Source organism: Promicromonospora alba (assembly GCF_042654905.1).
In the GTDB taxonomy this organism is placed as follows: Bacteria; Actinomycetota; Actinomycetes; order Actinomycetales; family Cellulomonadaceae; genus Promicromonospora; species Promicromonospora alba.
The window spans coordinates 45,019-71,672 of sequence record NZ_JBHSFI010000010.1 but is presented as its reverse complement, the minus strand read 5'-3'; the positions used below and the strand labels follow the sequence as shown (position 1 = coordinate 71,672).

22 protein-coding genes are annotated in these 26,654 nt (G+C 70.1%); 18 read left to right on the top strand and 4 right to left on the bottom strand.

The window, feature by feature from the left end:
- Nucleotides 1–8: 8 nt before the first annotated feature.
- From ACFO6V_RS27185 to ACFO6V_RS27165, 5 genes are all read left to right on the top strand, one after another.
- Nucleotides 9–935, top strand: coding sequence for an ABC transporter permease (locus ACFO6V_RS27185; RefSeq protein WP_377142047.1), 927 nt, complete (start codon nt 9–11; stop codon nt 933–935).
- The gene (locus ACFO6V_RS27180; protein ID WP_377142044.1) at nt 928–1,890 is read left to right on the top strand and encodes an ABC transporter permease; all 963 of its coding nucleotides are present in this window, start codon (nt 928–930) and stop codon (nt 1,888–1,890) included. Before ACFO6V_RS27185 ends, ACFO6V_RS27180 begins: the two co-directional genes overlap by 8 nt.
- A complete protein-coding gene (locus ACFO6V_RS27175; protein ID WP_377142042.1) occupies nt 1,887–3,632 on the top strand; it encodes a dipeptide ABC transporter ATP-binding protein in 1,746 nt (581 codons plus the stop codon). The genes ACFO6V_RS27180 and ACFO6V_RS27175 overlap by 4 nt, the downstream gene beginning before the upstream one ends.
- Nucleotides 3,633–3,922: 290 nt before the next feature.
- Nucleotides 3,923–5,866: a translational GTPase TypA gene (gene typA, locus ACFO6V_RS27170; RefSeq protein WP_377142040.1), complete on the top strand. Its 1,944-nt coding sequence runs from the start codon at nt 3,923–3,925 to the stop codon at nt 5,864–5,866.
- Between the two features lie 34 nt (nt 5,867–5,900).
- Nucleotides 5,901–7,070, top strand: a complete 1,170-nt coding sequence (locus ACFO6V_RS27165) for a PIG-L family deacetylase (protein WP_377142037.1) — start codon at nt 5,901–5,903, stop codon at nt 7,068–7,070.
- A gap of 66 nt (nt 7,071–7,136) precedes the next feature.
- Here the strand turns inward: ACFO6V_RS27165 and ACFO6V_RS27160 are convergent, their stop codons facing one another.
- Entirely contained in the window at nt 7,137–7,706 is a 570-nt protein-coding gene (locus ACFO6V_RS27160) for an LURP-one-related family protein (RefSeq protein WP_377142034.1), read from the bottom strand.
- A 58-nt stretch (nt 7,707–7,764) separates the two neighbouring features.
- Between ACFO6V_RS27160 and ACFO6V_RS27155 the strand changes: the two genes are divergently transcribed.
- A complete protein-coding gene (locus ACFO6V_RS27155) occupies nt 7,765–8,163 on the top strand; it encodes a hypothetical protein (RefSeq protein WP_377142032.1) in 399 nt (132 codons plus the stop codon).
- Nucleotides 8,164–8,563: 400 nt separating this feature from the next.
- On the opposite strand, the gene ACFO6V_RS27150 is transcribed toward ACFO6V_RS27155, so the two are convergent.
- Nucleotides 8,564–8,980, bottom strand: a complete 417-nt coding sequence (locus ACFO6V_RS27150; RefSeq protein WP_377142029.1) for a hypothetical protein — start codon at nt 8,978–8,980, stop codon at nt 8,564–8,566.
- A gap of 10 nt (nt 8,981–8,990) precedes the next feature.
- Between ACFO6V_RS27150 and ACFO6V_RS27145 the strand changes: the two genes are divergently transcribed.
- From ACFO6V_RS27145 to ACFO6V_RS27130, 4 genes are read left to right on the top strand one after another with little or no spacing between them, the layout of a single operon-like run.
- Entirely contained in the window at nt 8,991–12,125 is a 3,135-nt protein-coding gene (locus ACFO6V_RS27145) for a VanW family protein (protein ID WP_377142026.1), read from the top strand.
- A 54-nt stretch (nt 12,126–12,179) separates the two neighbouring features.
- Nucleotides 12,180–13,019 (top strand): hypothetical protein, encoded by an 840-nt coding sequence (locus ACFO6V_RS27140; RefSeq protein WP_377142024.1) that lies wholly within the window; start codon nt 12,180–12,182, stop codon nt 13,017–13,019.
- 8 nt (nt 13,020–13,027) lie between these two features.
- Nucleotides 13,028–14,014 carry a prephenate dehydratase gene (locus tag ACFO6V_RS27135; protein ID WP_377142021.1) on the top strand — a complete coding sequence of 329 codons (987 nt, stop codon included), beginning with the start codon at nt 13,028–13,030 and terminating at the stop codon, nt 14,012–14,014.
- Nucleotides 14,011–15,078 (top strand): prephenate dehydrogenase, encoded by a 1,068-nt coding sequence (locus ACFO6V_RS27130; RefSeq protein WP_377142019.1) that lies wholly within the window; start codon nt 14,011–14,013, stop codon nt 15,076–15,078. The genes ACFO6V_RS27135 and ACFO6V_RS27130 overlap by 4 nt, the downstream gene beginning before the upstream one ends.
- A 72-nt stretch (nt 15,079–15,150) precedes the next feature.
- On the opposite strand, the gene ACFO6V_RS27125 is transcribed toward ACFO6V_RS27130, so the two are convergent.
- Together ACFO6V_RS27125 and glgX are read right to left on the bottom strand one after the other, a co-directional pair.
- The gene (locus ACFO6V_RS27125; RefSeq protein ID WP_377142016.1) at nt 15,151–16,866 is read right to left on the bottom strand and encodes an FAD-binding dehydrogenase; all 1,716 of its coding nucleotides are present in this window, start codon (nt 16,864–16,866) and stop codon (nt 15,151–15,153) included.
- Nucleotides 16,867–16,923: 57 nt separating this feature from the next.
- The gene (gene glgX, locus ACFO6V_RS27120; protein WP_377142014.1) at nt 16,924–19,248 is read right to left on the bottom strand and encodes a glycogen debranching protein GlgX; all 2,325 of its coding nucleotides are present in this window, start codon (nt 19,246–19,248) and stop codon (nt 16,924–16,926) included.
- A gap of 235 nt (nt 19,249–19,483) precedes the next feature.
- Here glgX and ACFO6V_RS27115 point away from each other — a divergent pair, with 235 nt between their 5' ends.
- The 8 genes from ACFO6V_RS27115 (at nt 19,484) to ACFO6V_RS27080 (ending at nt 26,638) form a co-directional block, all read left to right on the top strand.
- Nucleotides 19,484–20,101, top strand: a complete 618-nt coding sequence (locus ACFO6V_RS27115) for a hypothetical protein (protein WP_377142011.1) — start codon at nt 19,484–19,486, stop codon at nt 20,099–20,101.
- 250 nt (nt 20,102–20,351) lie between these two features.
- Nucleotides 20,352–21,065 (top strand): hypothetical protein, encoded by a 714-nt coding sequence (locus ACFO6V_RS27110; protein WP_377142009.1) that lies wholly within the window; start codon nt 20,352–20,354, stop codon nt 21,063–21,065.
- Nucleotides 21,066–21,130: 65 nt separating this feature from the next.
- Nucleotides 21,131–21,670 (top strand): DUF6507 family protein, encoded by a 540-nt coding sequence (locus ACFO6V_RS27105; protein ID WP_377142006.1) that lies wholly within the window; start codon nt 21,131–21,133, stop codon nt 21,668–21,670.
- Nucleotides 21,667–23,373, top strand: coding sequence for a hypothetical protein (locus ACFO6V_RS27100; RefSeq protein ID WP_377142003.1), 1,707 nt, complete (start codon nt 21,667–21,669; stop codon nt 23,371–23,373). Before ACFO6V_RS27105 ends, ACFO6V_RS27100 begins: the two co-directional genes overlap by 4 nt.
- Complete coding sequence (locus tag ACFO6V_RS27095; protein WP_377142000.1) at nt 23,370–23,777, top strand: hypothetical protein; 408 nt, start codon at nt 23,370–23,372, stop codon at nt 23,775–23,777. The genes ACFO6V_RS27100 and ACFO6V_RS27095 overlap by 4 nt, the downstream gene beginning before the upstream one ends.
- Nucleotides 23,778–23,847: 70 nt before the next feature.
- Nucleotides 23,848–24,495 carry a hypothetical protein gene (locus ACFO6V_RS27090; RefSeq protein ID WP_377141997.1) on the top strand — a complete coding sequence of 216 codons (648 nt, stop codon included), beginning with the start codon at nt 23,848–23,850 and terminating at the stop codon, nt 24,493–24,495.
- The gene (locus tag ACFO6V_RS27085; protein WP_377141994.1) at nt 24,488–24,856 is read left to right on the top strand and encodes a hypothetical protein; all 369 of its coding nucleotides are present in this window, start codon (nt 24,488–24,490) and stop codon (nt 24,854–24,856) included. The genes ACFO6V_RS27090 and ACFO6V_RS27085 overlap by 8 nt, the downstream gene beginning before the upstream one ends.
- Before the next feature lie 84 nt (nt 24,857–24,940).
- Complete coding sequence (locus ACFO6V_RS27080) at nt 24,941–26,638, top strand: ATP-binding protein (RefSeq protein ID WP_377141991.1); 1,698 nt, start codon at nt 24,941–24,943, stop codon at nt 26,636–26,638.
- Nucleotides 26,639–26,654: the final 16 nt, after the last annotated feature.

Here is a 26,654-nt window from a genome sequence, read left to right as displayed (position 1 = left end):
GAATTTCGATGCTCTGGTATCTCGGACGCCGGCTACTGCAGGTGATCCCTGTGTTTCTCGGCGCCACCCTGCTGCTCTACGCGCTGGTGTTCCTGCGCCCTGGTGACCCCGTGGCGGGCCTGGGCGGTGAGCGTGGGCTGCCCGAAGCCGTGCAGCAGCAGATCCGCGCCCAGTTCCACCTGGACCAGCCGTTCATCGTGCAGTACCTGTACTACCTGAAGGGCATCTTCACCTTCGACCTCGGTAACACGTTCACCGGACGTCCGGTGGCAGAGGTTGTGGCAGAGGCCCTGCCCATCACCTTCCAGCTCGCCATCATGGCACTCGCCATCGAGACGATCTTCGGTATCGGCTTCGGCCTCTTCGCCGGTATCCGCAAGGGCAAGTTCTTCGACTCCACGGTGCTGGTGTTCAGCCTCCTGCTGATCGCGCTGCCGACGTTCGTCACCGGCCTCGTCCTGCAGATCGTCGTCGGCGTCCGCCTCGACTGGCTGCCCGTCACCGCAGGCCGAGATCCCGACTTCATCAGTCTGCTGATGCCGGCCGTGGTGCTCGCGACGACGTCGTTCGCCCAGATCCTGCGCCTGACCCGTACCTCGGTGATCGAGAACGTCACCGCCGACTTCGTCCGCACCGCGCGCGCCAAGGGCCTGCCGCGCGACAAGGTGACGACCCGGCACGTGCTGCGCAACTCGCTCATCCCCGTCGTCACCTTCATCGGTGTCGACCTGGGCAACCTGATGACGGGCTCGATCGTCACCGAGGGCATCTTCAACATCAACGGCGTCGGCGGCACGCTCTTCAAGGCGATCTCTCAGGGCGAGGCGGTCACGATCGTGACGATGTCGACCGTGATCGTGCTCGTCTACATCGTCGCCAACCTGCTCGTGGACCTGCTGTACGCCGTCCTGGACCCGAGGATCCGTTATGCCTGAGAACCGCTACGACAAGGCCCCGCGTCCGGGCCAGGGCCACTTCGTGGCCGCACCTGAGGACGTCAAGGTCGGTGTGGTCGACGCCGTCTCGGTCGACGAGACGCCGTCGAGCATGTGGCGCGACGCCTGGCGGGACATGAGCCACCGACCGCTGTTCTGGATCTCCGCCCTGATGATCCTGGTGGTCATCGTGGTCTCGATCGCCCCCGGTGCGTTCACCAATCTGCTGCCGCGCTCCGGATGTGTCCTGGCGGACTCGCTGCTGCCGCCGTCGAGCGAGCACCTCTTCGGCACGGACAAGATCGGCTGCGACATCTACACCCGTACGCTCTACGGAGCTCGCGCGTCGGTGCTGGTGGGCCTGCTCACCACGGCCTTCGTCGTGGTGCTCGGCACCGCGATCGGCGCCATCGCCGGCTACTACGGCGGCTGGACGGACACGATCCTGTCGCGCATCACGGACATCTTCTTCGCCGTGCCGTTCGTGCTCGCCGCGATCGTGATCCTCAGCATCGTGCCGACCCGCAGCCCCTTGGCCGTGGCGCTCGTGCTTGCCTCCTTCGGCTGGACCACCATCGCCCGCATCACGCGTGGCGCCGTGCTCAGCGTGAAGAACAACGAGTTCGTGACGGCGTCCAAGGCGCTCGGCATGAGCCGCGGCGCCATCCTGTGGCGGCACGTGCTGCCCAACTCGGCAGCGCCGATCATCGTCTACTCGACGGTTGCGCTCGGTACGTTCATCGTGGCCGAGGCCACGCTGACGTTCCTCGGTATCGGGCTCGACCCGTCCACCGTCTCCTGGGGCGGTGACCTGTCGAACGGGCGAGCATCGATCCGCACCAACCCGGACATCATGTTCTACCCGGCCGCGGCACTCGCCTTCACGGTGCTCGGCTTCATCATGCTGGGCGACGTGGTGCGCGACGCCCTCGACCCGAAGGCGAGGAAGCGATGACCACCACGATCACCCTCACCGACGGATCCACTGAGGACGCTCCTGTGCCCGCCGAGAAGCGCGACGACACCACGCCCCTGCTGGAGATCCGCGACCTGCAGATCTCCTTCACCACGGCCACCGGCAAGGTCGACGCCGTGCGCGGCGTGGACCTCACGATCTACCCGGGTCAGTCCGTGGCGATCGTCGGCGAGTCGGGCTCCGGCAAGTCGACCACCGCGCACGCGATCATCGACCTGCTGCCCGGCACCGGCAAGGTGACCGGCGGTTCCATCTCGTTCGGCGGGCGCGAGCTCGTCGGCCTGAAGCGCAAGCAGGTCGAGGACCTGCGCGGGCGCGAGATCGGCCTGGTTCCCCAGGACCCGATGTCCAACCTGAACCCGGTGTGGCGCATCGGCACGCAGATCGACGAGGCGCTGGTCGCCAACGGCTTCCAGGGCAGCAAGGCGGAGCGCACCGCGCGGGTCGCCGAGCTGCTCGGCGAGGCCGGTCTGCCCGACGCCGCGCGCCGGGCCCGCCAGTTCCCGCACGAGTTCTCCGGCGGTATGCGCCAGCGAGCGCTCATCGCGATCGGCCTCGCCTCACGGCCGAAGCTGCTCATCGCGGACGAGCCGACCTCGGCGCTGGACGTGACGGTCCAGAAGAAGATCCTGGACCACCTGGAGGACCTGACCGCCGAGCTCGGCACGGCCGTCCTGTTCATCACGCACGACCTGGGCCTGGCCGCCGAGCGCGCCGAGCACCTCATCGTGATGTACAAGGGCAAGATCGTGGAGTCCGGCCCGGCGGTGCAGATCCTCAAGGACCCGCAGCACGAGTACACCAAGCGGCTCGTGGCCTCGGCCCCGTCGCTGGCCTCGCGCCGCATCCAGTCCGCGCACGAGCGCGGCCAGGAGGCAGAGGACCTGCTCGCCGAGCACGCGGACGAGGTGGAGACGTCGGCGCCCGACGTCGTCGTGGCGAAGGACCTGACCAAGATGTTCCACATCCGTGGTTCCCGGCCGGGTTCGCACACCGACTTCACGGCCGTGGACAGCGTCGACTTCGCGCTGCCCAAGGGGCACACGCTCGCGCTGGTGGGCGAGTCGGGCTCCGGCAAGTCCACGGCGGCGAACATGGTGCTGGGACTGCTCGAACCGACGTCGGGCACCGTCATGTTCGACGGCAAGGACGTCGCCAAGATGTCCGCGAAGGAGCAGTTCGCGCTGCGCCGCCGGGTGCAGCCGGTGTTCCAGAACCCGTACGGGTCGCTGGACCCGACGTACTCGGTGTTCCGCTCGATCGAGGAGCCGCTCGCCCTGCACCGGGTGGGTGACCGCAAGTCCCGCGAGGCCCGCGTCCGCGAGCTGCTGGACATGGTCTCCCTGCCACAGGCGACCATGCGCCGGTTCCCGAACGAGCTGTCGGGCGGGCAGCGGCAGCGCATCGCCATCGCGCGTGCGCTGGCGCTCAAGCCCGAGGTGCTCGTGCTCGACGAGGCCGTCTCGGCGCTCGACGTGCTGGTCCAGGCGCAGATCCTGACGCTGCTGAACGACCTGCAGGCCGAGCTGGGGCTGTCCTACCTCTTCATCACGCACGACCTCGCGGTCGTGCGGCAGATCGCGGACCTCGTGGCCGTGATGAAGGACGGCAGCATCGTGGAGCACGCGACCACCGACGAGGTGTTCGACAACCCGCAGCAGGAGTACACGCGGGACCTGCTGGCGGCGATCCCGGGCGCGAGCCTGGAGATCGGCGGCTGACCTCAAGCAGCTCCGCGAAGTAGAGCGCCTGTCCGAGTCTCCCTGGCGATATCAGGGGCGACTCGGACAGGCGCTCTACTTCGCGGTCCGCCGCTCGGCGAGGTAGAGCGTGTGTCCGGACAGGCGCTCTACTTCGCGGACCGGTTTTCGGCGCGGTTGTATTCACCGGACAGTGACACGGTCGACACCTGGTGATTTCGATTCGCGGGTAGGATGGGTGGTGCTGCGAGACCGGTCCGCTTCGGATCAGAGTCCGCGCCCCTGACCTCCCTTCTGGAAATGAGTGCTTCGTGACCGTGCCTGCAACCGCGCCGACCTCGGTCCGTGCGACCCGTTCCGACCTTCGAAACGTCGCGATCGTGGCCCACGTCGACCATGGCAAGACCACGCTCGTGGACGCCATGCTGCGGCAGTCCGGATCCTTTGGCGCCCGCCAGCACCTCGAGGACCGCGTGATGGACTCGGGCGACCTGGAGCGTGAGAAGGGCATCACGATCCTCGCCAAGAACACCGCCATCCGGTACTCCGGCCCGGCGGCCGCGGCGAACGGTGAGCCCGACGGCATCACCATCAACGTGATCGACACCCCCGGCCACGCCGACTTCGGCGGTGAGGTCGAGCGCGGCCTGTCCATGGTCGACGGCGTCGTCCTGCTCGTCGACGCGTCCGAGGGCCCGCTGCCCCAGACCCGCTTCGTCCTGCGCAAGGCGCTGGCCGCCAAGCTGCCCGTCATCGTCGTGGTGAACAAGGTGGACCGCCCGGACGCGCGCATCACCGAGGTCGTCGCGGAGACCACCGACCTGCTGCTCGGCCTGGCCAGCGACCTGTCGGACGAGGTCGAGGACCTCGACCTGGACGCCATCCTCGACGTCCCCGTCGTGTACGCGTCGGCGAAGGCCGGCCGCGCCTCCACCGAGCAGCCCGCCGACGGCGGCCTGCCCTCCAGCGAGGACCTCGAGCCGCTGTTCGCGACCATCCTCGAGAAGACCCCGGCCCCGACGTACGAGGAGGACATGCCGCTGCAGGCGCACGTCACCAACCTCGACGCGTCGCCGTTCCTCGGCCGTCTCGCGCTGCTGCGCATCCACAACGGCACCCTGGTCAAGGGCCAGAACGTCGCGTGGGCCCGTCACGACGGCTCGCTGCAGACCGTGAAGATCACCGAGCTGCTCGAGACCAAGGCGCTCGACCGCGTGCCGACCGACAAGGCCGGCCCGGGCGAGATCGTCGCCGTCGCCGGTATCGCGGACATCATGATCGGCGAGACCCTGACGGACGTCGACGACCCGCGGCCGCTGCCGCTCATCACGGTCGACGACCCGGCGATCTCGATGACCATCGGTATCAACACCGGCCCCCTCGCTGGCAAGGGCGGCAAGGGCCACAAGGTCACCGCCCGCCAGGTGAAGGACCGCCTCGACGCCGAGCTCGTCGGTAACGTCTCGCTCAAGGTCCTCCCGACCGAGCGTCCCGACGCCTGGGAGGTGCAGGGCCGTGGTGAGCTGGCCCTGGCCATCCTCGTCGAGCAGATGCGCCGCGAGGGCTTCGAGCTCACGGTCGGCAAGCCGCAGGTCGTCACCAAGATCATCGACGGCAAGGTCCACGAGCCGATGGAGCGCATGACCATCGACGTGCCCGAGGAGTACCTCGGCGCCGTCACGCAGCTCCTGGCGCAGCGCAAGGGCCGCATGGAGACCATGACGAACCACGGCACCGGCTGGGTCCGCATGGAGTTCATGGTCCCGGCGCGTGGCCTCATCGGCTTCCGCACGCAGTTCCTCACGGACACTCGCGGCACCGGTATCGCCGCGTCGATCGGTGACGGCTACGAGCCGTGGCACGGCCCGATCGAGTCGCGCATGACCGGCTCGCTCGTCTCCGACCGCGCTGGCAAGGTCACGCCGTTCGCCATGATCAACCTGCAGGAGCGCGGCTCCTTCTTCGTGGAGCCCACGCAGGAGGTGTACGAGGGCATGATCGTCGGCGAGAACTCGCGCAACGAGGACATGGACGTCAACATCACCAAGGAAAAGAAGCTGACGAACATGCGTTCCGCCAGCGCCGACAACTTCGAGAACCTCATCCCGCCGCGCAAGCTCACGCTCGAGGAGTCCCTCGAGTTCGCGCAGGAGGACGAGTGCGTCGAGGTGACCCCTGAGGTAGTCCGCATCCGCAAGGTCCTCCTGAACGCGACGGACCGCGCCCGCGCGACGGCCCGCGCCAAGCGAGCCTGACCAAGCCTTCCCGCTGAGTGCTGGATATTCGCCCATGAACGTTCGTTCAGAGGGCGAATATCCAGCACTCAGTGCTTTCTCCGGTGGGGTGCTCGCCGTTCATGCGCATCCGGACGACGAGACGTTGTCGACCGGAGGTTTGCTCGCCACCTTCGCGAGGGCCGGGCTGCCCGTGTGCGTGGTGACGTGCACGCGTGGGGAGCGCGGCGAGGTGATCGCCCTCCCGGGTACGACGTCGGAGGGCCGCGCCGGTCTCGAGGGCGACGGCCCCGCACTGGGCGCCTACCGCGAGGGCGAGCTGGCGGCTGCCCTGGCGCGGCTGGGCGGGGGAGTCGACGGCGCCGTCGAGCACGCCTTCCTGGACACGCTTCCGCAGGCAGGCCCGGAGCTCACCGCGACGTCGGACGCCCCCGCCGGATCGGACGGCGTGCGGTACGAGGACTCCGGCATGAGCTGGGTGGCGCCCGGCGTCGCCGGGCCGGCACCGGACTCCCCGCCGACGGCGTTCGCGCGGGTTCCGCTCGACGAGCCCGCGGGCCGGCTCGCGGCCCTCGTCCGCGCGCGGCGTCCCGCCGTCGTCGCGACCTACGAGCCCGGGGGCGGGTACGGGCACCCCGACCACGTTCGCGCGCACCAGGTGACGGTCCGTGCGCTCGAGCTCGCGGCGGACCCGGGCTGGCGGCCCGGCGGCATCGTCCGGCCGGACCGCACAGGAAGGCCGGCTACCGGCGTCGGGCAGCGGGACGAACCGTGGGCCGACGCCGAGCTGTGGCAGGCCGTCGCCCCCGCCGCCGAGCTGCGGGAGGCGCGTGCGACGCTCGCTGCCACGCCCGCCGCGAGGGTGCTCGCCGCGGCCGAGGGGCTCACCTTCGCGGACCCGGACGGGGACCTGCCGCCGTACGCCAAGCCGGACCTGGACATGCGGCCGGCGGAACGTCAGGGGTCCGGTACGTCGGGGAACCCGGCACCCGACGAGCTGCCGATCACCCGCGTGGGCAGGGTCGCGCGGGTGGACGTCCGGCCGGTGATCGGGCGGGTGGCCGACGGCATGCGGGCTCACGCCTCACAGGTGCAGCACGCGACCGCGCTCGCGCGGCCGGGAGGTCCGCTCGCCGGCTGGTACGCCCTGTCCAACGACGTACTGGCCCCGATCCTGCCCACGGAAACGTACCTGGTCGGTACTCCTGGGTCATCCGGGCGGTGAGAACGGGGTTGTGCTCGTGTGCGGCTCGAACACGAACACAACCCCGTTCTCGGTGACCGCCGGGGGTCAGCGCTCCTGGAGGGCGTCCAGGCCGATCGCCATCGCCGCCACCAGGCGGCGGTCGATGTTCGGGTCCTGGATGTTGACGACGTAGCGGTCACGCAGGCCCCACTTCTTCTCCACGCTGAACGCGGGGCGGCCGTCGACCAGGAAGTCGAAGTGGTACGGCAGCCAGGCCGCCTCGACGAGCCGGCGGATGATGGCGACCGCCATGCTGCGCTCGGACCCCGTGGCCGTGCCCAGTCCGGGCTGCTCGACGTGCCAGGTGGTGCGCAGCAGCGACTTGGCGAAGTCCTTGCGGAACGAGCCGACCGGGTTGCCGCCGCCGTCGACGACGTCGTAGGTGGCGCCGAGGTCCATCATCTGGCGGGCCTTGAAGCCGAGCACCGGCTCGCGCTTGGTGTCGTCGGTGTAGAGCGTCACCTGCTCACGGAAGGCCATGCGCTTCTGCTGGGCGAACGCGTAGAGCTCGCCCTCGGAGCCGTCGGGACGTGCGCCGTGCACCTCGTACTGGTTGACCATCAGCCGGATGCGCTGTCGAACGATGAGCTGAGTCTGTGCCTGAAGCGTATTCACCCGCCGGAGTGTTGCACATTCGCAGTGTCCTCCCAGGTGAATGCTGGACAATACCTGGGTGAACTCACCCGGACGTCACCTCGGACGAACGATCGTGCGCACCCTGCTCGCCGTGCTGCTCGGCGTGGTCATGGGCGGCCTCGGGACCGTGGTGCACCGGTTCGGTGACGAGTCGTGGTACCTCGGTCTGGTTCTCGCACTGGCACTGACCGCCGCATCGGGCGTGCTCGCGCGCGCCTGGGCCGGTTACGGCACACTGCTTGGATTCGGCGTGGGCTGGGTCGCCATGGTGCAGGCCCTGTCGCTCCCGGGTTCCGGGGGCGACGTCGTGGTCCCGGCGGGTGTGCTCGGCATGGTCTGGTCGTACGCGGGGGTGGCGGTCCTGGCGGTCGTCGCGTTCCTGCCGTCGTCGTGGTTCGCTGAGGTTCCAGCACGCCGAGATCGGCCTGCTGCCTGACGCCTGCGGTCCTTCGCAGGCTGGTTCAGGATGGTGGTGAGGATTGATACACAACCTCCACCTCGGGGCGTCCAGTACGCGGCCTTGGGCGGGATTCTCGCTGGATAGGATGCCCGGCAGGGCGGCCCCGTCCAGCGGATTCGCCGCAGGCCAGGTGCGCCCTTGGGGGACGCGGAGAGCCCGCGTCTCGGGTAGTTGCACGGAGCGTGCCGATGGGCCAGCCGACCGAGCGTGACGAACCGCTCGAGCCGACGTCAGACGAGAACACCGGGACGCAACCCGCCCCGGTGACGCCTCCCCCCTTGTCCCGGACGCGCCCTGGCAGCGTCCCGAGGCAGGTCGCGAAGCCCCCGATACGCCCGAGCGACCCCGGGGCAGCGCAAACCCCAGTACCGGCAGGTCAACCGACCGCGCAGCCGACCCCCAGATCCCCAGAGAAGGCCCAGCCCGTGACCCCTCCGGAGCAGTCCGAGGCCCCCGAGGCCCCGCGCCCGCCCGTCGTGCCGCCCGCAACGCCGCCCGCGGCACCCGAGAGCGCCCCCAGGGGCGCTGGAGCGGACGCCGAGGCGCCGGCCGGCGCACCGAGCGGACCCGAGTCGTCGGCCCCGCCTGCGACGCCGAGCGAGCCTGAGGTTCCTGGCGCGTCGGAGGCACCGGTCCCGCCCGTGTCTCCGGTCCCGCCGGTGTCTGCGAACCCGCCCGTGTCTCCGCGCAAGGCGGAGACCCCCGGTGAGCCGGTGCCCGGATCGGCGAGCGAGCCTGCGGCTCCGGGTACGTCCGCAGCTGCGGTTCCGAGCGAGCCCACGGCTGCGAGCAAGCCTGAGAACGTGGCCCCGAGCGAGCCCACGGCTCCGAGCAAGCCTGAGAACGTGGCCCCGAGCGAGCCCGTGGCTGCGAGCAAGCCTGAGGTAGCGGGCCCGAGCGAGCCCAAGGCCCCGACTGGACCTGAGGTCGCGGCTCCGAGCGCGTCCAAGGCCCCGAGCGAGCCTGAGGTCGCGGCCCCTGCCGAGGCCAAGGCTCCGACCAGGCCCGAGGCGGTTGACCGTAGCGAACCCACGGTTCCGAGCAAGCCCGAGGCTGCCGCCCCGAACCCGTCCAAGACGCCGAGCGAGCCTGCCGCTGCGGCTCCGGGCAAGCCCGACGCTCCAGGCAAGCCCGACGCTCCGAGCCGACCCGCGCCCGTGAGCGGAGCCGCTTCGAACACGTCCTCGACGGAGAGCGCACCGGTCACGCCGCCCGTCGTCGAACCCGTACCGGTAGCGGTGCTGCAGACAGTCGTGGAGAAGCTGGAGACGCCGCCGACGAAGGCGGCCGCGACGCCGCGGAGCGGCTACACGCCGCGGGTCTTCGCGTTCGACCGCCCGCCCAAGACGGCGCCCGGGGCGGCCGCCGACGGCGCGGCCGCCGCGCCGCAGACCCCTGCGCAGCCGGCCGAACCCGCCGCGCCCGTCGGCCAGGCTCCCGCCGCGACGGACGGGGGCAGGACGTCCGACGAGGCGAAGACCGGAACCTCCGCCGGACCGGTCCCCGGTACACCGGCCGCTGGTGCCCCGAGGCCCGCGGTGGCAGCATTCGGCGCCGCAGCCGGCGCAGCGGCAGCGACGGCTGCTGCTGGCGCTGCGGCGGCCAGGCCTGCTTCCGCCGACGCGGCGCGCTCGGCCGACCGGGGCACCGCACCTGGCCCGGCGACGTCTGGCGAGGTGACGCCCAGGACGGCGGCACCCGAGGCGCCGGCGCCCAAGACGGATGCGCCCGACAAGGCAGCGCCCGCCGAGCCGGCTCCGCGCACCACGACGCCCGGCGCGGCGTCCGCCGGAGCAGCAGCAGGCGCCGCTGCCGCCGGAGCCGCTGCCGGCGCGGCGGCGAGTGCCGCCGCTCCGCCCGCAGCAGCCCCGGCCGCTCCGCCCACGCCGGCCGCTCCGCCCACGCCGGCCGCTCCGCCCACGCCGGCCGCCTCGCCCACGCCAGCGGCCCCGCCGTCGGTCCCGCCGCGTTCGCCCGAGCCGCAGCCGGGAGCGGTCGCACCGCCTCCTGGTCAGGTTCCGCCGGCCGCGCCCGACCAGAACTCCTTCCTGAAGCCGCTGACCGGCGCTATCCAGCGTGTGTCCCGTCCGCTGGCCGGTACCCGCTGGGCGCCGGTGCGTCCGGACGGGGCAGCACCGGCAGCCTCCGCACAGGGACCGGCTGGGCCGCAGGGCCCCGCCGGACCGGGTGGTCCTGGTGGGCCGTTCGGCCCTGTCGGCCCCAACGGCCCGAGCGCGTCCGGCCAGGGCGAGTTCTTCGGTCTCGCCGGGGACGGCGCCCCGAGCCGCGGACCGAAGATCGCGCTGATCTCCGTGCTGGTCGTCGTCCTGCTGTTCGCGGTCTACGCCTTCGTGGCGTGGGGTCTGAGCGACAAGACGCCGCGCGAGACCACGGTGGCCGGTGTCGACGTCGGCGGTATGACGCAGGCCCAGGCCGCCGCCGCGATCACCGAGCAGCTCGCCCCGCGGGCCAAGGAGCCGATCGAGCTCACCGCGGGTGAGGGCAAGGCCCAGCTCTCCCCGGAGCCGAGCGGTCTCGCCATCGACGCGGAGGCGACGGCGGCTGAGCTCACCGAGTTCTCGCTGAGCCCGGTGCGGATGTGGGAGCACATGTTCGGCGGCTCGGACGAGGCGCTCGTCCTGGCCATCGACCAGAAGAAGTTCGACGCCGCGGTGGCCGGCCTCGAGGAGTCGCTCGCCGTCGAGCCCGTGGACGGCACCGTCTCCTTCGTCGACGGGCAGGCGGTCAAGACGGACCCGAAGGAGGGCTCGCGGATCGTCGCGAGCGAGACCTCGCGCATCATCCAGGAGCGCTGGATCCTTCAGCAGGGCCCGTACGACCTGCCGGTCGAACCGGTCGAGCCGACGATCACGCAGCAGGAGACCGACGAGGGCCTCGCCGTCGCGCAGAAGGTCATCTCGGCGCCGGTCACGGTGTCGGTCGGCGGACAGTCACCGGTCCTGGCGCCGGACGTGCTGGCTGGGCTGTTCCGGTTCGAGCAGCGCGACGGCAAGCTCGTCACCTTCGTCGACGGGGAAGCGACCGTCGCGGCGGTCGTCGAGGCTACCGACGACTTGCTGGAGGTGCCGTCCGACGCCCACTTCGAGTTCGCCGGCGGCAAGCCGACGGTCGTCGGGGGCAAGACGGGAACCACCCTGGACCCCGCCGACGCGGGCAAGGCCGTACAGACCGCTGCGACGGGCGACGACCGCGAGACGTCGGTCGAGCTGGTCGAGCAGGACCCGAAGGAGACCGTGGACTCCCTGAAGGCCCTCGGGGTCAAGGAAGTGGTCTCGTCGTTCCACACGCCGCTGACGAACGAGCACGTGCGCACGCAGAACCTGATCCGCGGCGCCGAGATGATCACCGGCAACCTCGTGAAGCCGGGGGAGACGTTCTCCCTGCTCGACGCGCTGGCGCCGATCACGCTGGAGAACGGCTACTTCGACGCCGGCGTCATCGAGAACGGCGAGCACGTCGAGGCAGTGGGCGGCGGGCTCTCGCAGATGGCGACGACGACCTTCAACGCCGGGTTCTTCGCCGGCTACGAGGACGTGGAGCACCACGCGCACTCCTTCTGGTTCCCACGCTACCCACCGGGTCGCGAGGCCACGATCTACGTGGGCGCGAAGGACATGAAGTTCACCAACGACACGCCCTACGGCGCGGTGCTCCAGTCCTACGTGGCGGGCGGCGAGCTCTGGGTCAAGATCTGGAGCACGAAGCACTACCGGGTCGAGGAGAGCAACACCGGCAAGACGAACGTGGTGCCCACGTCGGCGATCCACGACTCGTCGGCCGACTGCAAGCCCTACCCGGGCGGCGAGGCCGGCTTCTCGATCGGCATCAACCGCAAGGTCTACCTGGGCGACAAGCTGGCCAAGGAGAACTCCTTCAACCACACGTACAACCCGGACAACCCGGTGGTCTGTGACTAGCGCCCGTGACTAGCCAGTAGGGCTTAGACGGCTCACCGGCGGTAGGTTTCGCACATGCTTGGACGTAGCGAGCGGGAGTCTCCCGCGCACGCGGTGCTTGCCGCGCAGATGGCGGGCTGGAACGACCCGGTCGAACTGCTGGACCTCGGTACCACGGCGGACACGCTCGCCACGGTGGCCGGCATCGAGGCGCTGGCGGCGGTGGTGCACCTGGGACACCCGGAGCACCCCGCGCCAGGCCTCGAGCGTGCCCTCCTGGAGGGTGCGCCGTCGCTCATCGTGACGGGTGCGGTAGCCGTGCCCGGCCAGTGGGTGTGGGTCGGTGCGGGCTCGACCGTGGGCCAGGTGGTGGTCGACGAGGCAGGGATGCGCGACTGCGCGAGCGTCCTGCGGAGCCTCGGCGCCAGCCCGCGCCTCGTGCCGACGCGCGCGACGGTCGAGGAGCGGATAGCCCTCGCGGGTGAGGGCGGGTCGCTGGTGATCGAGCGGTCCCGGGTCCCGGCGGGTTTCGCCGAGCTGCCCGACAGCGCCGCGCTCGCCGAGGGCGGACCCGTCTGGTACGGGCTCCTGGAGTCGCGTGACGACTGGCCGCCCTTCGCCGAGCCCGCGCAGGTGTGGCTCGCGTTCGGCCCGGCCGACGACCATCTCGGTTCCCTGCAGCCGACGCTCGCGCTCGTCGCCGAAGCCGGCCTCGACCTGGACCACCTGCGCAGCCAGCCGTCGTCGGCCGGGCCGCACGTGTTCTTCACGTCGTTCTCCTGCCCGACGTCGGACGTGCTGAGCGACCTGGTCGCCGCGCTCACCGAGCGGGGCGTCGCACACCGCACCCTGGCCGTCCTGCCCGGCGAGTCGTTCGTGCCGGGGCCGGACGCCCTGACGCCACGGTGGGCATGACGGTGGGCATGACGGTGACAGGCACCGAGCGCGGCACCCGGGCCGCGTACCTGGGCCCGGAGGGCACGTTCACGCACCAGGCGGCGCTGGAGTGGGCGGGTCTGCACGCCGCGGCCGGTGGTTCCACGGGCGACGTGACCGTCGAGCCGCTGGCCACGGTCAAGAACGTGCACGACGCCGTGTCCGGCGGGACGGCCGACGTCGGCGTCGTCGCCATCGAGTCGTCGGTCGAGGGCTACGTCGTGCCCTCGCTGGACGCGCTGCTGTCCAGCCCGGACGTCGTGGCGGTGGACGAGGTGGCGCTCGACGTGTCGTTCGACGCGTTCGTGCGCCCTGGCCACGGCGAGCTGACCCAGGTCTCCGCGCACCCGCACGGCCTGGCGCAGTGCGCCGGCTTCGTCACGAGCACCGGCCTGGCGACCGCCCCGGCGTCGTCCAACGCGGCGGCGTGCCGTGACGCCGGACCGGGCACCATCGCTCTCGGGCCCACGATCTGCGGCGAGCTCTACGGGCTGGAGACCTACGCGAAGGCGGTCGAGGACTTCCGCGGCGGCCGCACCCGGTTCCTCGTCCTGACCCGGCGGAGCGCGGCCGACGCGTACCTGGCGCGTTCTCGTGCGGCGGGCGCGACGGCCTGGAAGACGATGCTGGCGATCACCCCGGCGGTGACCGGGCCGGGCGTGCTCGCGCGGATCACCGCCGCGTTCGGGGATCGGGGCGTGAACATGTCGAGCCTGATCACGCGCCCGCTCAAGGCACAGGAGAGCAAGTACGTCTTCGTCGTGACGTTCGACGAGGCACCGTGGGACCAGGGTGCCCGCGAGGTGGTGAGCGACCTGCTCGCCGCCGGCGACTCCCTCAAGACGCTCGGCCTGTTCCCCGCGGGCGCCGGATTCCGGGCGCTCGACGGCGTGCTCGACCCGGACCACGTCCCGGTCGGCTCGATCTCGGCCAAGGACTCCGACGAGGCGCGTGAACGTGGGCTGCTGTGGTGAGCGGCGCGCAGAGCGGCCCGGTGGGCATCGTCGGCCTGGGCCTGATCGGCGGCTCCCTGGCCAAGGCGCTCCAGGCGGCGGGTGTGCCGGTCGTCGCGACCGACCCGGCTTCGAACGAGGAGGCCCGCGCGGCGGGCCTCTCGGTGGTGGACGACGTCGCGGGGCTCGCCCTGCACCGTCCCGAGATCGTGGTGCTCGCCGCGCCGCTGCGCGCCATGCGTGCGGTCGCGGGGGAGCTCGCCGAGGCGCTGGCGGGCGAGCCGGGCTGGGACCCGACCGTGACCGACGTCGGCTCGGTGAAGGCGCCCGTTCGGGAGGCGGTGGCGGACGCCGGTCTGGCCGGCCGTTACGTCGGGGCGCACCCGATGTCGGGAACCGAACGGAGCGGGTTCGGTGCCTCCTCGGCGGAGCTGATGCAGGGCATCCCGTGGGCGGTGACCTGCGCGGCGACCGAGGTCGGCGTGGCCGGTGCGGCCAGGACCGACCCTGTCCGGCTGGAACGGGTGCTGCGGCTGGTGACCGGCCCGCTCGGCGGGACGGCTGCCGTGCTCACCGACGACCTGCACGACGAGGCGGCCGCCCTCGTGTCGCACGTTCCGCACGTGCTGGCCAACCAGCTGCTCGGGGCGGTGTCCGGCGCGCCGGTGCGGGACCTGGCGCTGGGGCTCGCGGCCGGCTCGTTCCGGGACGGGACCCGGGTCGGGCTCACCGACCCGCGCCGCACCGAGGCGATGGTCACCGAGAACGCGCCCTGGGTGGCCCCGGTGCTGCGGCTCGCGGCCCGGGACCTCGAACGGCTTGCGGACGACCTCGAGTCGAACGCGCCGACCCACTGGTTCTTCGACCGCCCGGACCCGGTGCGTGAGCTGATCGGCCGCCCGGGCGGGCCGCGCGTGACCGGCCTGCGTCCGGGCGACGGAACCACCCGTCCCGGCGTCGGCTCGGACGCCGAGGTGGTGCCGCTGACGGGCGACTGGCCCGCGGAGCTGGTGACGCGGTGCGCGGCGGGTGCTGTCGTGGTCCGGCTCGATGACCGGGGCGCGGAGCTCCAGTCGGCGCGCTGAGACGGGAGATCGGGGCCAGGCGGCTGGGAGTGTTCGTACGCGGCCCAGCCGCCTTCGTCATGCCCCGGTGGTCTACAGCGCCGCGGCCAGCGCCCGGCCCGTCGTCCGCCCCGTGAAGAGGCAGCCGCCGAGGAACGTGCCCTCCAGCGCGCGGTGCCCGTGCGAGCCACCGCCGCCGAAGCCCGCGGCCTCCCCGACCGCCCACAGGCCCTCCAGCACGTCCCCGGACGCGGTGAGCGCGCGGCCCGTCTCGTCGCACCAGATGCCGCCCAGCGTCTTGCGGGTCAGCACCGTCAGGCGGACGGCGAGCAGCGGCCCGTCCTGGGGGTCGGTGAGGGCGCGCGGCGGGGACACCCGGATGGCCTTGTCCACGATGAAGTGGCGTGCGGCCGACGTCGCCACGACCTGCGGGTCCTTGCCGAGGCCCGAGGCCACCTGGGCGTCCCGGGCCGTGATGAGGGCGGCCAGCTGCTCGGCGTCGATGTGCCCGGTCGAGCCCTCGGTGGCCTCGGTGAGGGCGTTCATCTTCGCGGCGAGCTCTGCGGGCGTGCTCGCCCAGAGGAACTCCTCCGACTGCTCAGCGAACGTCCGCACCGGCATCGACTTCCCGCGCACGCGTTCCACCAGCAGCGGTACCGACTTTCCGGTCAGGTCGGGGTTCTGCTCGGAGCCCGACAGCGCGAACTCCTTCTCCATGATCGTCTTGTTCAGCACGAACCAGGAGTGGTCGTCCCCGCGGTTGGTCACGTGCTGCAGGGCGCCGAGCGCGTCGAAGCCGGGGAAGAGCGGGCTGGGCAGGCGGCCGCCTTCGGCGTCGAGCCACAGCGGGGACGGACCGGCCAGGATCCGGATGCCGTGCTTGGACCAGACCGGCGAGTGGTTCGCTATGCCCTCGGGGTAGTGCCACATCCGGTCCTCGTGCACGAGGGCGGCGCCCGACGCGGCGGCGACGCCGAGCATGAGCCCGTCCGTGGAGTCCGGCACGCCCGACAGCATGCGGGTGGGCAGGCGGCCGGCGTCCGCCGACCAGTGGGCGCGTGCCAGGTCGTGGTTCGCACCGATACCGCCGCTCGCGACGACCACTGCCCGCGCGGACAGCTCCACCTCGCCGGTCACCGTGCGGTTGGAGGGCTCGCCGCGGCCCACGCCGTCGTCGGCGAGGATCTCCGCACGCACGCCCGTGACCCGGCCGTCGGTGGTGACCAGCGACGTGACCCGGTGCCGGAAGCGCAGGTCCAGCAGCCCGGCCCGGTTCGCCTCGCGCGCGGCGACGACGAACGGCGCGACGACGGCGGGTCCCGTGCCCCACGTGACGTGGAAGCGCGGCACCGAGTTGCCGTGGCCGCCCGCCGGGTATCCGCCCCGCTCCGCCCACTGCACCGCCGGGAACCAGCGCACCCCCTTGGCGTGCAGCCACGACCGCATGTCACCGGCGGCGAACTCGACGAACCCCTTGCCCCACTTGTAGCCGAAGCGGTCCGGACCCTCGCCGCGCTCGGCACCCGGCGCGAACTGGGCGGAGCCGAGCCAGTCGGCGAAGGCGAGGTCGAACGAGTCCTTCACCTTGAGGCGGCGCTGCTCGGGCGAGTCCACGAGGAACAGCCCGCCGAACGACCACCACGCCTGGCCGCCCAGCGACGCGGCGGGTTCCTGGTCGAGCAGGACCACCCGCTTGCCGGCCGCCGTCAGCTCGGTCGCCGTGACGAGCCCCGAGAGCCCCGCGCCGATGACGATGACGTCGGTCTCGACCGGGGCGGCGACGTCACTGTTGTGGACGGATTCAGTCATGAGCGAACCATAGCCGGGCATCCGCCACCTGGAGCCGTCAGGAGGCCATCTCGGGGATCAGGTGGTGTGCTGTGCACCCTGCGAGAGCAGGACCTGGAGGCTGAGCGCGTCCAGCGTCACCGAGGTCCGTGGGCCCGTCTCGTCCTCGGGGACGAAGGGAAAGTCCCACGAGGAGTCCCAGACGAGCTGCCAGGGCGCGCTGTTCGTGTCGTCCCGCGGGGGCAGCGTCACGTGGGCGTCGTCCAGGTTGCCGTTGATGACCAGGAGCACGTCGGCGTCACCGGCCGCCGGTCCCGGACGCAGCATCTGCAGCACGCGCCGGCAGGTCTGGTTCCAGGTGGCGGGCTCCATCGGCGCACCGTCGCCGGCGAACCAGAGCAGGTCCGGGTCGGACTCGTTGGGCCGGGGCGAGCCCAGGAAGAACGAGTCGGCACGCAGCGCAGGGTGCTCCCGTCGTAGCCGCAGCAGGTACCGGGTGGTCTCGAGCAGGTCGGTCGCAGCGGAGTCCATCGCCCAGCGGAGCCAGGACACCTCGTTGTCCTGCACGTACGCGTTGTTGTTGCCGCCCTGGCTGCGGCCGAACTCGTCACCGGCCGTGAGCATGGGGGTACCGGCGGAGAGCAGCAGCGTGCCCAGCAGGTTCCGCTGCGACCTGCGGCGCGGCGGCACGATGGCCTGCCACGGTTCGGTGGTGGCGTCGTCGCCGGTGGACGTGTGCCCCTCGATCCCGTGGTTCCACGACAGGTTGTTGTCCGTGCCGTCGCGGTTGTCCTCGCGGTTGTCCTCGTTGTGCTTGTAGTTGTAGGCCACCAGGTCGGCGAGCGTGAAGCCGTCGTGCGCCGTCACGTAGTTCACGGACGCCACCGGCCCGCGCACCAGCGGCGGGTCGCTCGGCCCGAACAGGTCGGCGCTCCCGGCCAGCCGCGTGGCGAGGTCGCGCAGGCCGAGCATCTCCTGCCCCCGCACGCCTTGCTTGGGCGCGTCCAGCCAGAAGGCGCGCGCCGCGTCGCGGAACCGGTCGTTCCACTCCGCCATGGGCGGCGGGAACGAGCCGGTCTGCCAGCCGCCCGGGCCGACGTCCCAGGGCTCGGCGACGAGCTTGAGGCCGGACAGCACGGGGTCGGTCTGCAGGGCGACCAGGAACGGGTGGTCCGGGTCGAAACCCACGGTTCCGCGGCCGAGCGTCACCGCGAGGTCGAACCGGTACCCGTCCACGCCGACGGTCTCGGCCCAGTACCGCAGCGAGTCCAGGGCCATCTGGATCACGCGCGGACGCCGGAAGTCGAGCGAGTTGCCGGTGCCCGTGACGTCCGCGAGAGCGGCGGGCGAGGCGCCGTCGTGCAGGTAGTAGAGGGGGTTGTCGAGGCCGCGCCAGGCCACGTGCAGGTCGTCGTCGCCGCCCTCGCACGTGTGGTTGTAGACGACGTCGAGCAGCACCTCGATGCCCGCCTCGTGCAGCAGGTGCACCATGCCGCGCACCTCGTCGAGCACTGCCTCGGCGCCCTGCTCCTGTGCCGCCTGCGTGGCGTAGGCCGCGTTGGGCGCGAAGAAGCCGAGGGTGTTGTAGCCCCAGTAGTTCTGCTGGTCCTGGGCCGCCAGCCGCGACTCCGAGGCGCTCTTGTGGATGGGCAGCAGCTCGAGCGTCGTGACGCCCAGGCTGAGCAGGTGCTCGACGACGGCCGGGTGCGCCGCCCCCGCGTAGGTGCCGCGCAGCTCCGCCGGGATGTCCTCGCGGAGCATGGTCAGGCCACGCACGTGCGCCTCGTAGATCACCGTGTCGGCCCAGGGCACGCGCGGCCGCGACAGGGGAGCGGGCGGCGGCAGCGGTGCGACGACGACGGAGTGCGGAACGTACGCCAGCGAGTCCCGGTCGTCCGCCGCGCCGTAGCGGTCGCCGAGCCACCAGCCCGGCTCGCGCTCCGTGGACACCGAGCCCACCACCTCGGGGCCGTAGCGCAGGCGGCCGGCGAACCCGCGGGCGTACGGGTCGATGAGCAGCTTGGCCGGGTTGTGCCGCATCCCCGCCTCGGGATCCCACGGCCCGTACACGCGGAAGCCGTAGCGCTGGCCGGGGGCGATGTCGGGCACGTGCGTGTGCCAGACGCCGTACACCGGTCCCACCATCTCGACCCGGCGCTCGGTGTACCGGTCGGGGTCGTGCTCGTCCAGGTCAGGGTCGGTCACGTCGATGAGGCACAGGTCGACGGCGGTGGCGTGGGACGCGAGGACAGCCGCATCGATCCCGCCGTCGGGCGTGACGTAGACACCGAGGGGCGGGACGTGGCTGCGCCTGGCCGTCGGCCGGATCAAGGGCCGGACGACCGGACGGGGCGCCGGGTCGCCCGGCGCCCGCTGCGGTTCTGCTCGTCGTGGCTGCACCATGTGGCTCATCGTTGCAGGAGGGCAACCGTCGGCCCAAACCTCGATGGTTGTTGACGAAGGGCGGCCGGGTGCGGGCGGACGGGGTGTTTCCGTGGTGTCGCAGGGCCTGCAGGGCTTTCGTAGCAGGGGGTGAAGTCGACCAGATATCGTAACTTCCGACATATCGCCTAGGTGCGGTGTGTCGCGCGTCGTCGCTACCTGACGGCCCCGTTCCGAATTCAAGGAGCCTGTGCCTGTGACCCGTACGACGACGCGCCTGGGTGGCGTGGCCGCTGCCGCTGTCCTTTGTGTGGGCCTGGTGGCATGCCAGTCCGGTGGTGACGAGCCGGGAGGGCCAGAGGCATCGCCGAGTGCGTCGCCGAGCGCGAGTGCTTCGCCGAGTCCGAGTGTCGAGCCGTCGGAGGCCGCGATCGCCGAGCGGGCGGCAGAGGCGGAGCAGCGGTACCAGGAGTACCGACAGATCACCGATCGGCACCGCATCGAAGGCACCCCCGCCTTCCCGGAGCTGTTCGACGAGAGGGGCCTTCTCGGCGAACCGGAGGTCTGGGACGCCGTAGCGGAGAGTGATGAATTCTGGGCCGACGAGGGTCTCAAGCAGATCGGGAAGACCCGGATCGCTTCTATCAAGGTGACCGGGTACGACGGTGACCCGTTGTCCGACGGCATCAGTGGCCACCGGGTGAAGTTCGCCGTGTGTCTTGATAACAGTGACATCGACATCGTCCGGGAGGACGGCACGTCGGCCGTCAAGAAAGGCCAGCCCAGACGGACAATCGTGAAGGTCGTGATGCAGGGCCAGGAAGACGGGACGTGGACTGCCAACAAGTTCACGACCACGGACAAGGTTTGCTGACATGCGCACGCTCGCGTCGCTCGCAGCCTTCATCCTGTTCGTTCTGACTTTCGCCCCGGCCGCTGCGGCGGTTCAGATCGAGACGACTCGTTCCGCGCCGGTGGCGATGGACCCGTGCTCGGGCAGCGGCGTAACGGCAGACGCGGACAACAGCCTAGGAATCGTGGCCGAAGACTGCGGCGGTGCCGAGACCACCCCGGCGAGTTCTGATTCGTCTGGGGGCGGGAAGACGGAGATCGACTGTCCCGAGGTGAACGGCAAGGAGACGTGCGCTTTCGCGAGCGGCACGTGGACCGGTCGGTGCTTCGCGGGCGTCGTCGATACGGAGCCCGACCCGGACGATCCGGCCTGGAAGGGGCATGACGACGGGGTGATCGTGCTGTGCAGGACGCTCGCATGCGCCGAGCGACTGGACCAGAACGACATGGCCCACTGCTCTGAGTTTGAAGAGAGGCGGTACTGGGCTCCGGTCCCGCCCGGCACGGAGGTCGACTTCGAGGCTCTGGCCCAGCGCGCGGTGGAGGACATCGGGATCGAGCCGATCACGATCGGCATCGTGCCCGAGGACAAGCCTGGCCGGGTCGGGATCGTGGGTATGCCGGTGTGGATGTGGGTCCAGGAACCTGGCCCGACGACCTATGGTCCCGGCGAGGGCGAGGCGACCGCGGGGGACGTGACGGTCACGGCGACCGCGCGGGTGGTCCGGATCGTGTACGACATGGGCGACGGGACGAAGGTCACCTGCAAGGGCCCGGGAACCCCGTACGAGGACCGGTACGGCGTCAGGGAGTCGCCCGACTGCGGCCACCAGTACGGCAAGCAGGGTGACCCGTACACGGTAACCGCGACGTCCTACTGGGTCGCCGACTGGCAAGGGCCCGGCGACCTCGGCGGCACCATCAGGCTGAACCGCACCGCGGAGACCCAGGTCGTCGTCGGCGAGGCGCAGGTCATCACGCAGTAGGCCGCCGAGCGGGCGTGGCGTGACCGTCTGAGATCGTGACGTGCTGAGCTGACGAGGGGGGTGCTGTGACGGGATATCGCGTCTCGCCGCAGGGTGTGGATCAGACGTTGGCCCGGGTGCGTGCTGAGGCGGACGGTCTGGGTCAGGCCCTGGCGGATGTATGGACTGATGTTCCGGGTGCGGGCGGTGGTAGTCAGATCGTCGCCGACGCGCTGGGCGGGTTCGTCGAGGCCGCGCAGGAGGACATGCGGGTGGTCGCGGAGCGGTTGGAGTCGGCGCCGGGTGCCATGGTGCGTGCGGTCGCGGCGATCCTTGATGGTGATGAGGAGATGGCCCGGACGCATGCGCACGGGTTGTCGCAGGCCGAGACGTTCTCGTCGGCACCGGTCGGTCCGCCGTCTGGCATTCAGTGGCCGCCGGGTCCCGTGCTGCCAGGCTCTGTGCTACCGGGCTCCGGTGGGTCGGCCTATGACGCGAGCCGGTTCGGCGCGCGACCATCCCTTCTGCCGTCCGAGCCGCTGGGGTCTGGGGACTCGTTGCCGGCCTTCGATCTGAAGAGGTTCAGTGCGGCCGAGCCTGGAATCGTGCCGGAGGCCGACTCATGATGTTCGTAGATGCCGCTCTCGTGCCCGGCCTGCACCTGGACGCGGAGAGTGTCGCGGTCGGTGCGAAGTCGCTGCGGCGCGGCGCAATCGCGGTGCGTGACGCTGGTATTGCGGTCTCGGGAGCGTGGCAAGGGCTCGGCACGTGTTACGAGACCCCGTACACCGACCAGGTGTTGCGTGCGTTGGACCCGGTGCGGGCCGCGGCGGACAAGCTGGCTGATGATCTTGATGCGGTGGCCGATGTCCTGGACCGGTTCGCGGACGAGGTCCGTTCCCTGCAGTCCCGCCGGTCGGGTCTGGTCGCGCAGATCGGGGACTTCAGGTCCCGTGTCGCGGCCGAGGCCGATGTGCTGGGTCTGGGGTTGAGCAGTCCCAGGCTGGGGGCCGAGCTCACCGGGGAACTGCCGTTCGAGAACACACGGTTGATCGGTCAGTCGCGGTCGTTGGGCGAGGACTTCGAGACCGCGGAGCGGGAGTGCGCGGACGAGATCAAGGCGATCGGGTCTCCCGCCACCATGCTGGAGAAGGCGCGCAGCTGGTTCCAGGACGCGGCCACCGGCATCGGGAACGCCTGGAACGGCACCGTCGACACCGTCAGCGACGGGTGGGAGGACTTCACGCAAGCCTCCGGGAACGTGTGGGACGACACGGCGGTCTGGTACACCGACACCACCACCGACGTCAGCGGCTGGTACGAGGATGTCACCGACCTGAACAACTGGCCAAGCACCGCCGAGTTGGTGGCCGACTGGCTCATGAGGGAGGGTCAGTGGTACAACGATCTGCCCATCCCCGGGTGGCACAGTCGCGTGTTCGACGACGGGACGGCGTACGCGGGCGAGCCCGTGCCGGTGGACTTCAGCCGCGATCCGGCGGCCAACGAGCTCCCATACGGACTTGCCGGACTCACGGGTGGCATAGTCGCCGCTTACTACGATGCAGAGCACTGGTCCGGGCGTGAGCAGGGCACAAAGGGCCTCGTCCGGGTGACGACCATGGAGACCCCGGACGGTCCCCGGATGGTGGTGAGTGTGCCGGGAACGATGGAGTGGAGTCCGGTGGCCGGGGACAACCCGATGGACCTGACCTCGGACGTGGCCACGATGAACGGGTCGGGGCAGTCCACGGTGTCGGAGGCGGTTCGGCTGGCGATGGAGAAGGCTGATATCCCCGACGGTGCGCAGGTCATGATGGTCGGTCACTCCCTGGGTGGGATCACCGTCGCGCATCTGCTGGAGGACGCGGAGTTTGCCCGTGAGTACAACGTCACTCACGCCATGACGTTCGGTTCTCCGATCGACACGTTCCGGATCGATCCGGATATTCATGTGCACCAGTTCGGGCACAAGAGCGACATCGTCCACAGGGCCGATCTCGGTGATGACCGGGTCGGGTTCGGCGCCCCGGAGGTGGATCGAGGGCCCAATCAGTCCAAGATCATCCTGGACAATCCGGATTGGTTCTGGGAGGCGAAATTCGGCCACGAGAACTACACCAAGTCCATGAGCGCCAACGCTGACGACCCCCGCCTGATCACCTACGAACAAGAGCTCCGCGATGCCGGGTTCCTCCTGCCGCCCCCAACCACCGAACCTGGCCCCTGGAAACTCGGTGAGGTGCCCGACGCTACGTTGTGGTCCGGTGCCACGGCGCCGCAGGTGAGCGTTGAGTACATCCCCGTAAAGAGGAAGTTCGACCAATGACACTCAGCACGAGCAGGAAAGTCCGCGCACACAGACTGCTGAGCCTGGCCGGTGTGCTGGGCCTCGTGATGCCCCTCGGGGCTTGCGGCGTTACAACGGCCAAGTGCGAGCAGCTGATCAACGAGACGGTTGCGCAGGTCCAAGGTGTGGAATCCGTCGAAGCCGGTTGCCGCGAAAGCTTCGGTAGCTCCAGCGCTGGCGCGGGGACGGTCCACCTGACCGCGAAGACCAAGCCGGAAGCCGACGAGATCATCGCGCGGATCGAGGATGCCATGGCCCGCGAACCCGACATTCACCCGGACTGGAGATCGCCTTCCAGTATTTTCCTCACCGATGGAACCCACTACATCACCAGCGGCACCGAGGTGAGGGTCATTCGCGAGACGCTCGGCATCGACCCATGAGGCCGACCTCACCAACAGCCATGCTCGAGCTCGGCGCCCGCCGTCGAAGACCTTGGGAGGGAGCCACCGTATGACCCTGTCGAGAACCTTGCGTGTGGATGGCCCGGAATGGTCGCGGCTCCAGGAGCTGATCCGTACCGGTGTCCATGACAGCGGCACTGCCGCGGAGATCCTCGCCGAGCATCGAGATGCCCCGGTACGCGGTTCGCTGGTCGCCGCGCACCGGGATCGCGGCACGGAGACCCTCCTGACGATGTCGGGCGACCAGATCGTGCTGGTCACGCAGCGTCTTGCGCGGGTCGACGGCCGGCGGCGCGTCGAGCCCGGTGCGCAGGTCACGTTCACCACACCGGAAGACCTGTGGCGTTCCATCGCACGCACCCTCCCGGATACCGGCGCGCTGCGCGCTCCGTCGTCGGCCGCGGCAGGGAGCCGGGACCAGAGGCTGGAACTATCGCCTGACGCGACACTGGAGCTGCTCTCCCGCGAGGACTACGCGCTCCGGGTGCGTGTCGAGGCCTGGTGCGGCGGCGAGATGCCATCGGTGGCCTGGGACAGGCAATGGTCCGTAGCGGACGACCGTCTGCTCGACGTACGTCGCGAGGGTGCGACCATCAAGCTCGTCGAGCGCGCGGCCGGCTCGGTCGCTGCCGAGCTGCGGTGGGCTCTCATCGCCGCGTTCGACGCCACCACGACGTCACCACCGAGGGATGAGTAGCTCCCTCGGGCGGCCTCAAGGCGTCCAGCGGCAGTATCCCGAGTCCACCATCGACAAGTTCGAGACGACCATCGCGATCGTGCTCCTCCCGTTCGGTTGCGCGTTCGCAAGCTTCTTCGGAGTCATCGGTGCGCCGAGGCCGAGCTATTGCCCTGGCTGCAACGACAACGACCTGGCCTTCGCCGCGGGCTTCTTGATGATGATCTTCGGCCCGTGGATCTGCTGGCTTGCGTCCAGCATCTGGGCAGTCGCACGCGTCATGCGCCGGAAGCGCGGAGGAGCCATCATGGCCGGCGGGCTCGTCACGTCGATCGTCCTGTACGTGTCCGCGTATCTCATGCTGACCGCGGTGGCCCGCTGACCTCACCGTCTCGGTGGACGGAGAGTTTGACGAAGTTTGATCTACCGTTGCGATGTCACGGTTGATCAAACTATCCTCAAACTCATGGCCACCTTCGACGATGCCATCAACGCTGTGCTCGCGGGAGCGTCCGCCGACGAGCTCGAGACCACCATGCTCGAGTTCAAGCAGGAGTCCGACTCGATCAAACACACCTTTGAGACGATCACCGACGCCGTCGTGTGCTTTGCAAACAGCGTCGGCGGCACGGTGATCGTCGGCGTGGCCGACAAGGGGCGCGGGATTGATGCGCTGCTTGGGGTGTCGCCTGGGCTTCAGCAGGGGCTGGTCAAGGGGATCTTTGACCGTACCCGGCCGTCGCTCTCGGTGCCGATCTTTGAGCGCGAGGTGCGCGGAAGGCTGCTGCTCGAGATCACGGTCCCGCAGGGGGCGACCTTCTATGCCAACGCGAAGGGCACATCAACCCGACGGGTCGGTCATGAATGCAGACCGTTTCCGCCCGAAGAGCAGCGTCAAGCGCTGGCGTCGCGGGGACTGTACGACTGGTCGGCAGCGCTGTCGGGTTCGGTGACTTACTCGGAGGACGAGATCGTCAGGCTGCGGAGGCTGCTCCGCGCGGCAAACAAGCCGGATCTCGCGCAACAGAAACCCGAAGCGATCCTTCAGGATCTGCGGCTGATGAATAGTGCAGGTGAGCTGACGAACGCCGGCGTGCTCCTTGTCGGCGATGTCGACGAGATCGCACGATTGATTCCAACCTACGGGTACTCGTACCAGTACCGGGCGACGCCGGGAACTGAGGCGAGTGCAAGGTTCCGGGAGACGAGACCACTCCTTGCTGCCATCGAGTACCTGCTGGAAGCCGTCGACGCACGGAAGCTCGTGCGTCCGCTCAACATCGCCGGCGGTGTTCAGCTCACCCTGCAGGATTATCCTCCCGAGGCGGTGCGCGAACTCGTCGTCAATGCCCTGGTCCACAGGGACTACGAGGTTGACGGGAGCGTGGATATCGAACAATCTCCCGAGCAACTTCGCGTGACGAACCCCGGTGGGCTTGTCTTCGGTGTCACTGCGGAGAACATCCTCAGCCACCCGTCAACGCCGCGGAATCGGTTGCTGCTCGAGACCGTCACCACGCTTCAGATAGCGGAGCGGACAGGTCAAGGTGTCGACCGTGCGTATCGAGTGCTTCTGCGCGCAGGCAAGAAGCCACCGACTTTTACGGATCACGGCACTGTGGTTGAAGTCTCGGTGCCAGGAGGGGAAGGAAACAACGCATTCGCGCGGTACGTCAACACGGCCATGCCGGACGCCCTTTCCGCAGACATCGAGGCACTGCTCGTTCTCGACGCCCTCTGTGTGCGCCGGAGTGTCGATGCCAGCGAGGTTGCTCCCTTGATTCAGCGTCCGGGTGTCGGTGCACAGGCGGCACTGGCCAGGCTCGCGTCGGCAGGGCTTATTGAACCGTCACGCCGTACCGCGAGTGCAGCGTTTCCACGCTATGGGCTCACGAGCAGCGCACTCACGGGGCTCGGGCTGGCGGTCGCTTATCACCGTCGGGCCGCGGACGGGCTTGACGACAAGGTCGTTGAGCACGTCCGTGAATACGGCTACGTGACGAACCAGACGATTCGGCGGATGTTTGATCTCGATCTGTATCCAGCGCGAGATATGTTGCGTGACCTGCAGAAGCGAGAGGTGCTCGTGAAGGATGGCACGCAGGCGCGTGGTCCTGGTGTGCGCTATGTGGCTGGTCCTCGATTTCCGAAGCGCCTGAGTTGACCGAGGCGCTTGGATT

Excerpts from the sequence above, each read along its gene's own strand:
- ACFO6V_RS27140 (WP_377142024.1), top strand. The coding sequence starts at position 12,180 with ATGCTTGGACGTAGCGAGCGGGAGTCTCCCGCGCACGCGGTGCTTGCC.
- ACFO6V_RS27090 (WP_377141997.1), top strand. The coding sequence starts at position 23,848 with ATGACCCTGTCGAGAACCTTGCGTGTGGATGGCCCGGAATGGTCGCGG.
- ACFO6V_RS27180 (WP_377142044.1), top strand. The coding sequence starts at position 928 with ATGCCTGAGAACCGCTACGACAAGGCCCCGCGTCCGGGCCAGGGCCAC.
- ACFO6V_RS27135 (WP_377142021.1), top strand. The coding sequence starts at position 13,028 with ATGACGGTGACAGGCACCGAGCGCGGCACCCGGGCCGCGTACCTGGGC.
- ACFO6V_RS27125 (WP_377142016.1), bottom strand. The coding sequence starts at position 16,866 with ATGACTGAATCCGTCCACAACAGTGACGTCGCCGCCCCGGTCGAGACC.
- ACFO6V_RS27100 (WP_377142003.1), top strand. The coding sequence starts at position 21,667 with ATGATGTTCGTAGATGCCGCTCTCGTGCCCGGCCTGCACCTGGACGCG.
- ACFO6V_RS27165 (WP_377142037.1), top strand. The coding sequence starts at position 5,901 with ATGAACGTTCGTTCAGAGGGCGAATATCCAGCACTCAGTGCTTTCTCC.
- ACFO6V_RS27085 (WP_377141994.1), top strand. The coding sequence starts at position 24,488 with ATGAGTAGCTCCCTCGGGCGGCCTCAAGGCGTCCAGCGGCAGTATCCC.
- ACFO6V_RS27095 (WP_377142000.1), top strand. The coding sequence starts at position 23,370 with ATGACACTCAGCACGAGCAGGAAAGTCCGCGCACACAGACTGCTGAGC.
- glgX (WP_377142014.1), bottom strand. The coding sequence starts at position 19,248 with ATGGTGCAGCCACGACGAGCAGAACCGCAGCGGGCGCCGGGCGACCCG.
- ACFO6V_RS27080 (WP_377141991.1), top strand. The coding sequence starts at position 24,941 with ATGGCCACCTTCGACGATGCCATCAACGCTGTGCTCGCGGGAGCGTCC.
- ACFO6V_RS27175 (WP_377142042.1), top strand. The coding sequence starts at position 1,887 with ATGACCACCACGATCACCCTCACCGACGGATCCACTGAGGACGCTCCT.
- ACFO6V_RS27185 (WP_377142047.1), top strand. The coding sequence starts at position 9 with ATGCTCTGGTATCTCGGACGCCGGCTACTGCAGGTGATCCCTGTGTTT.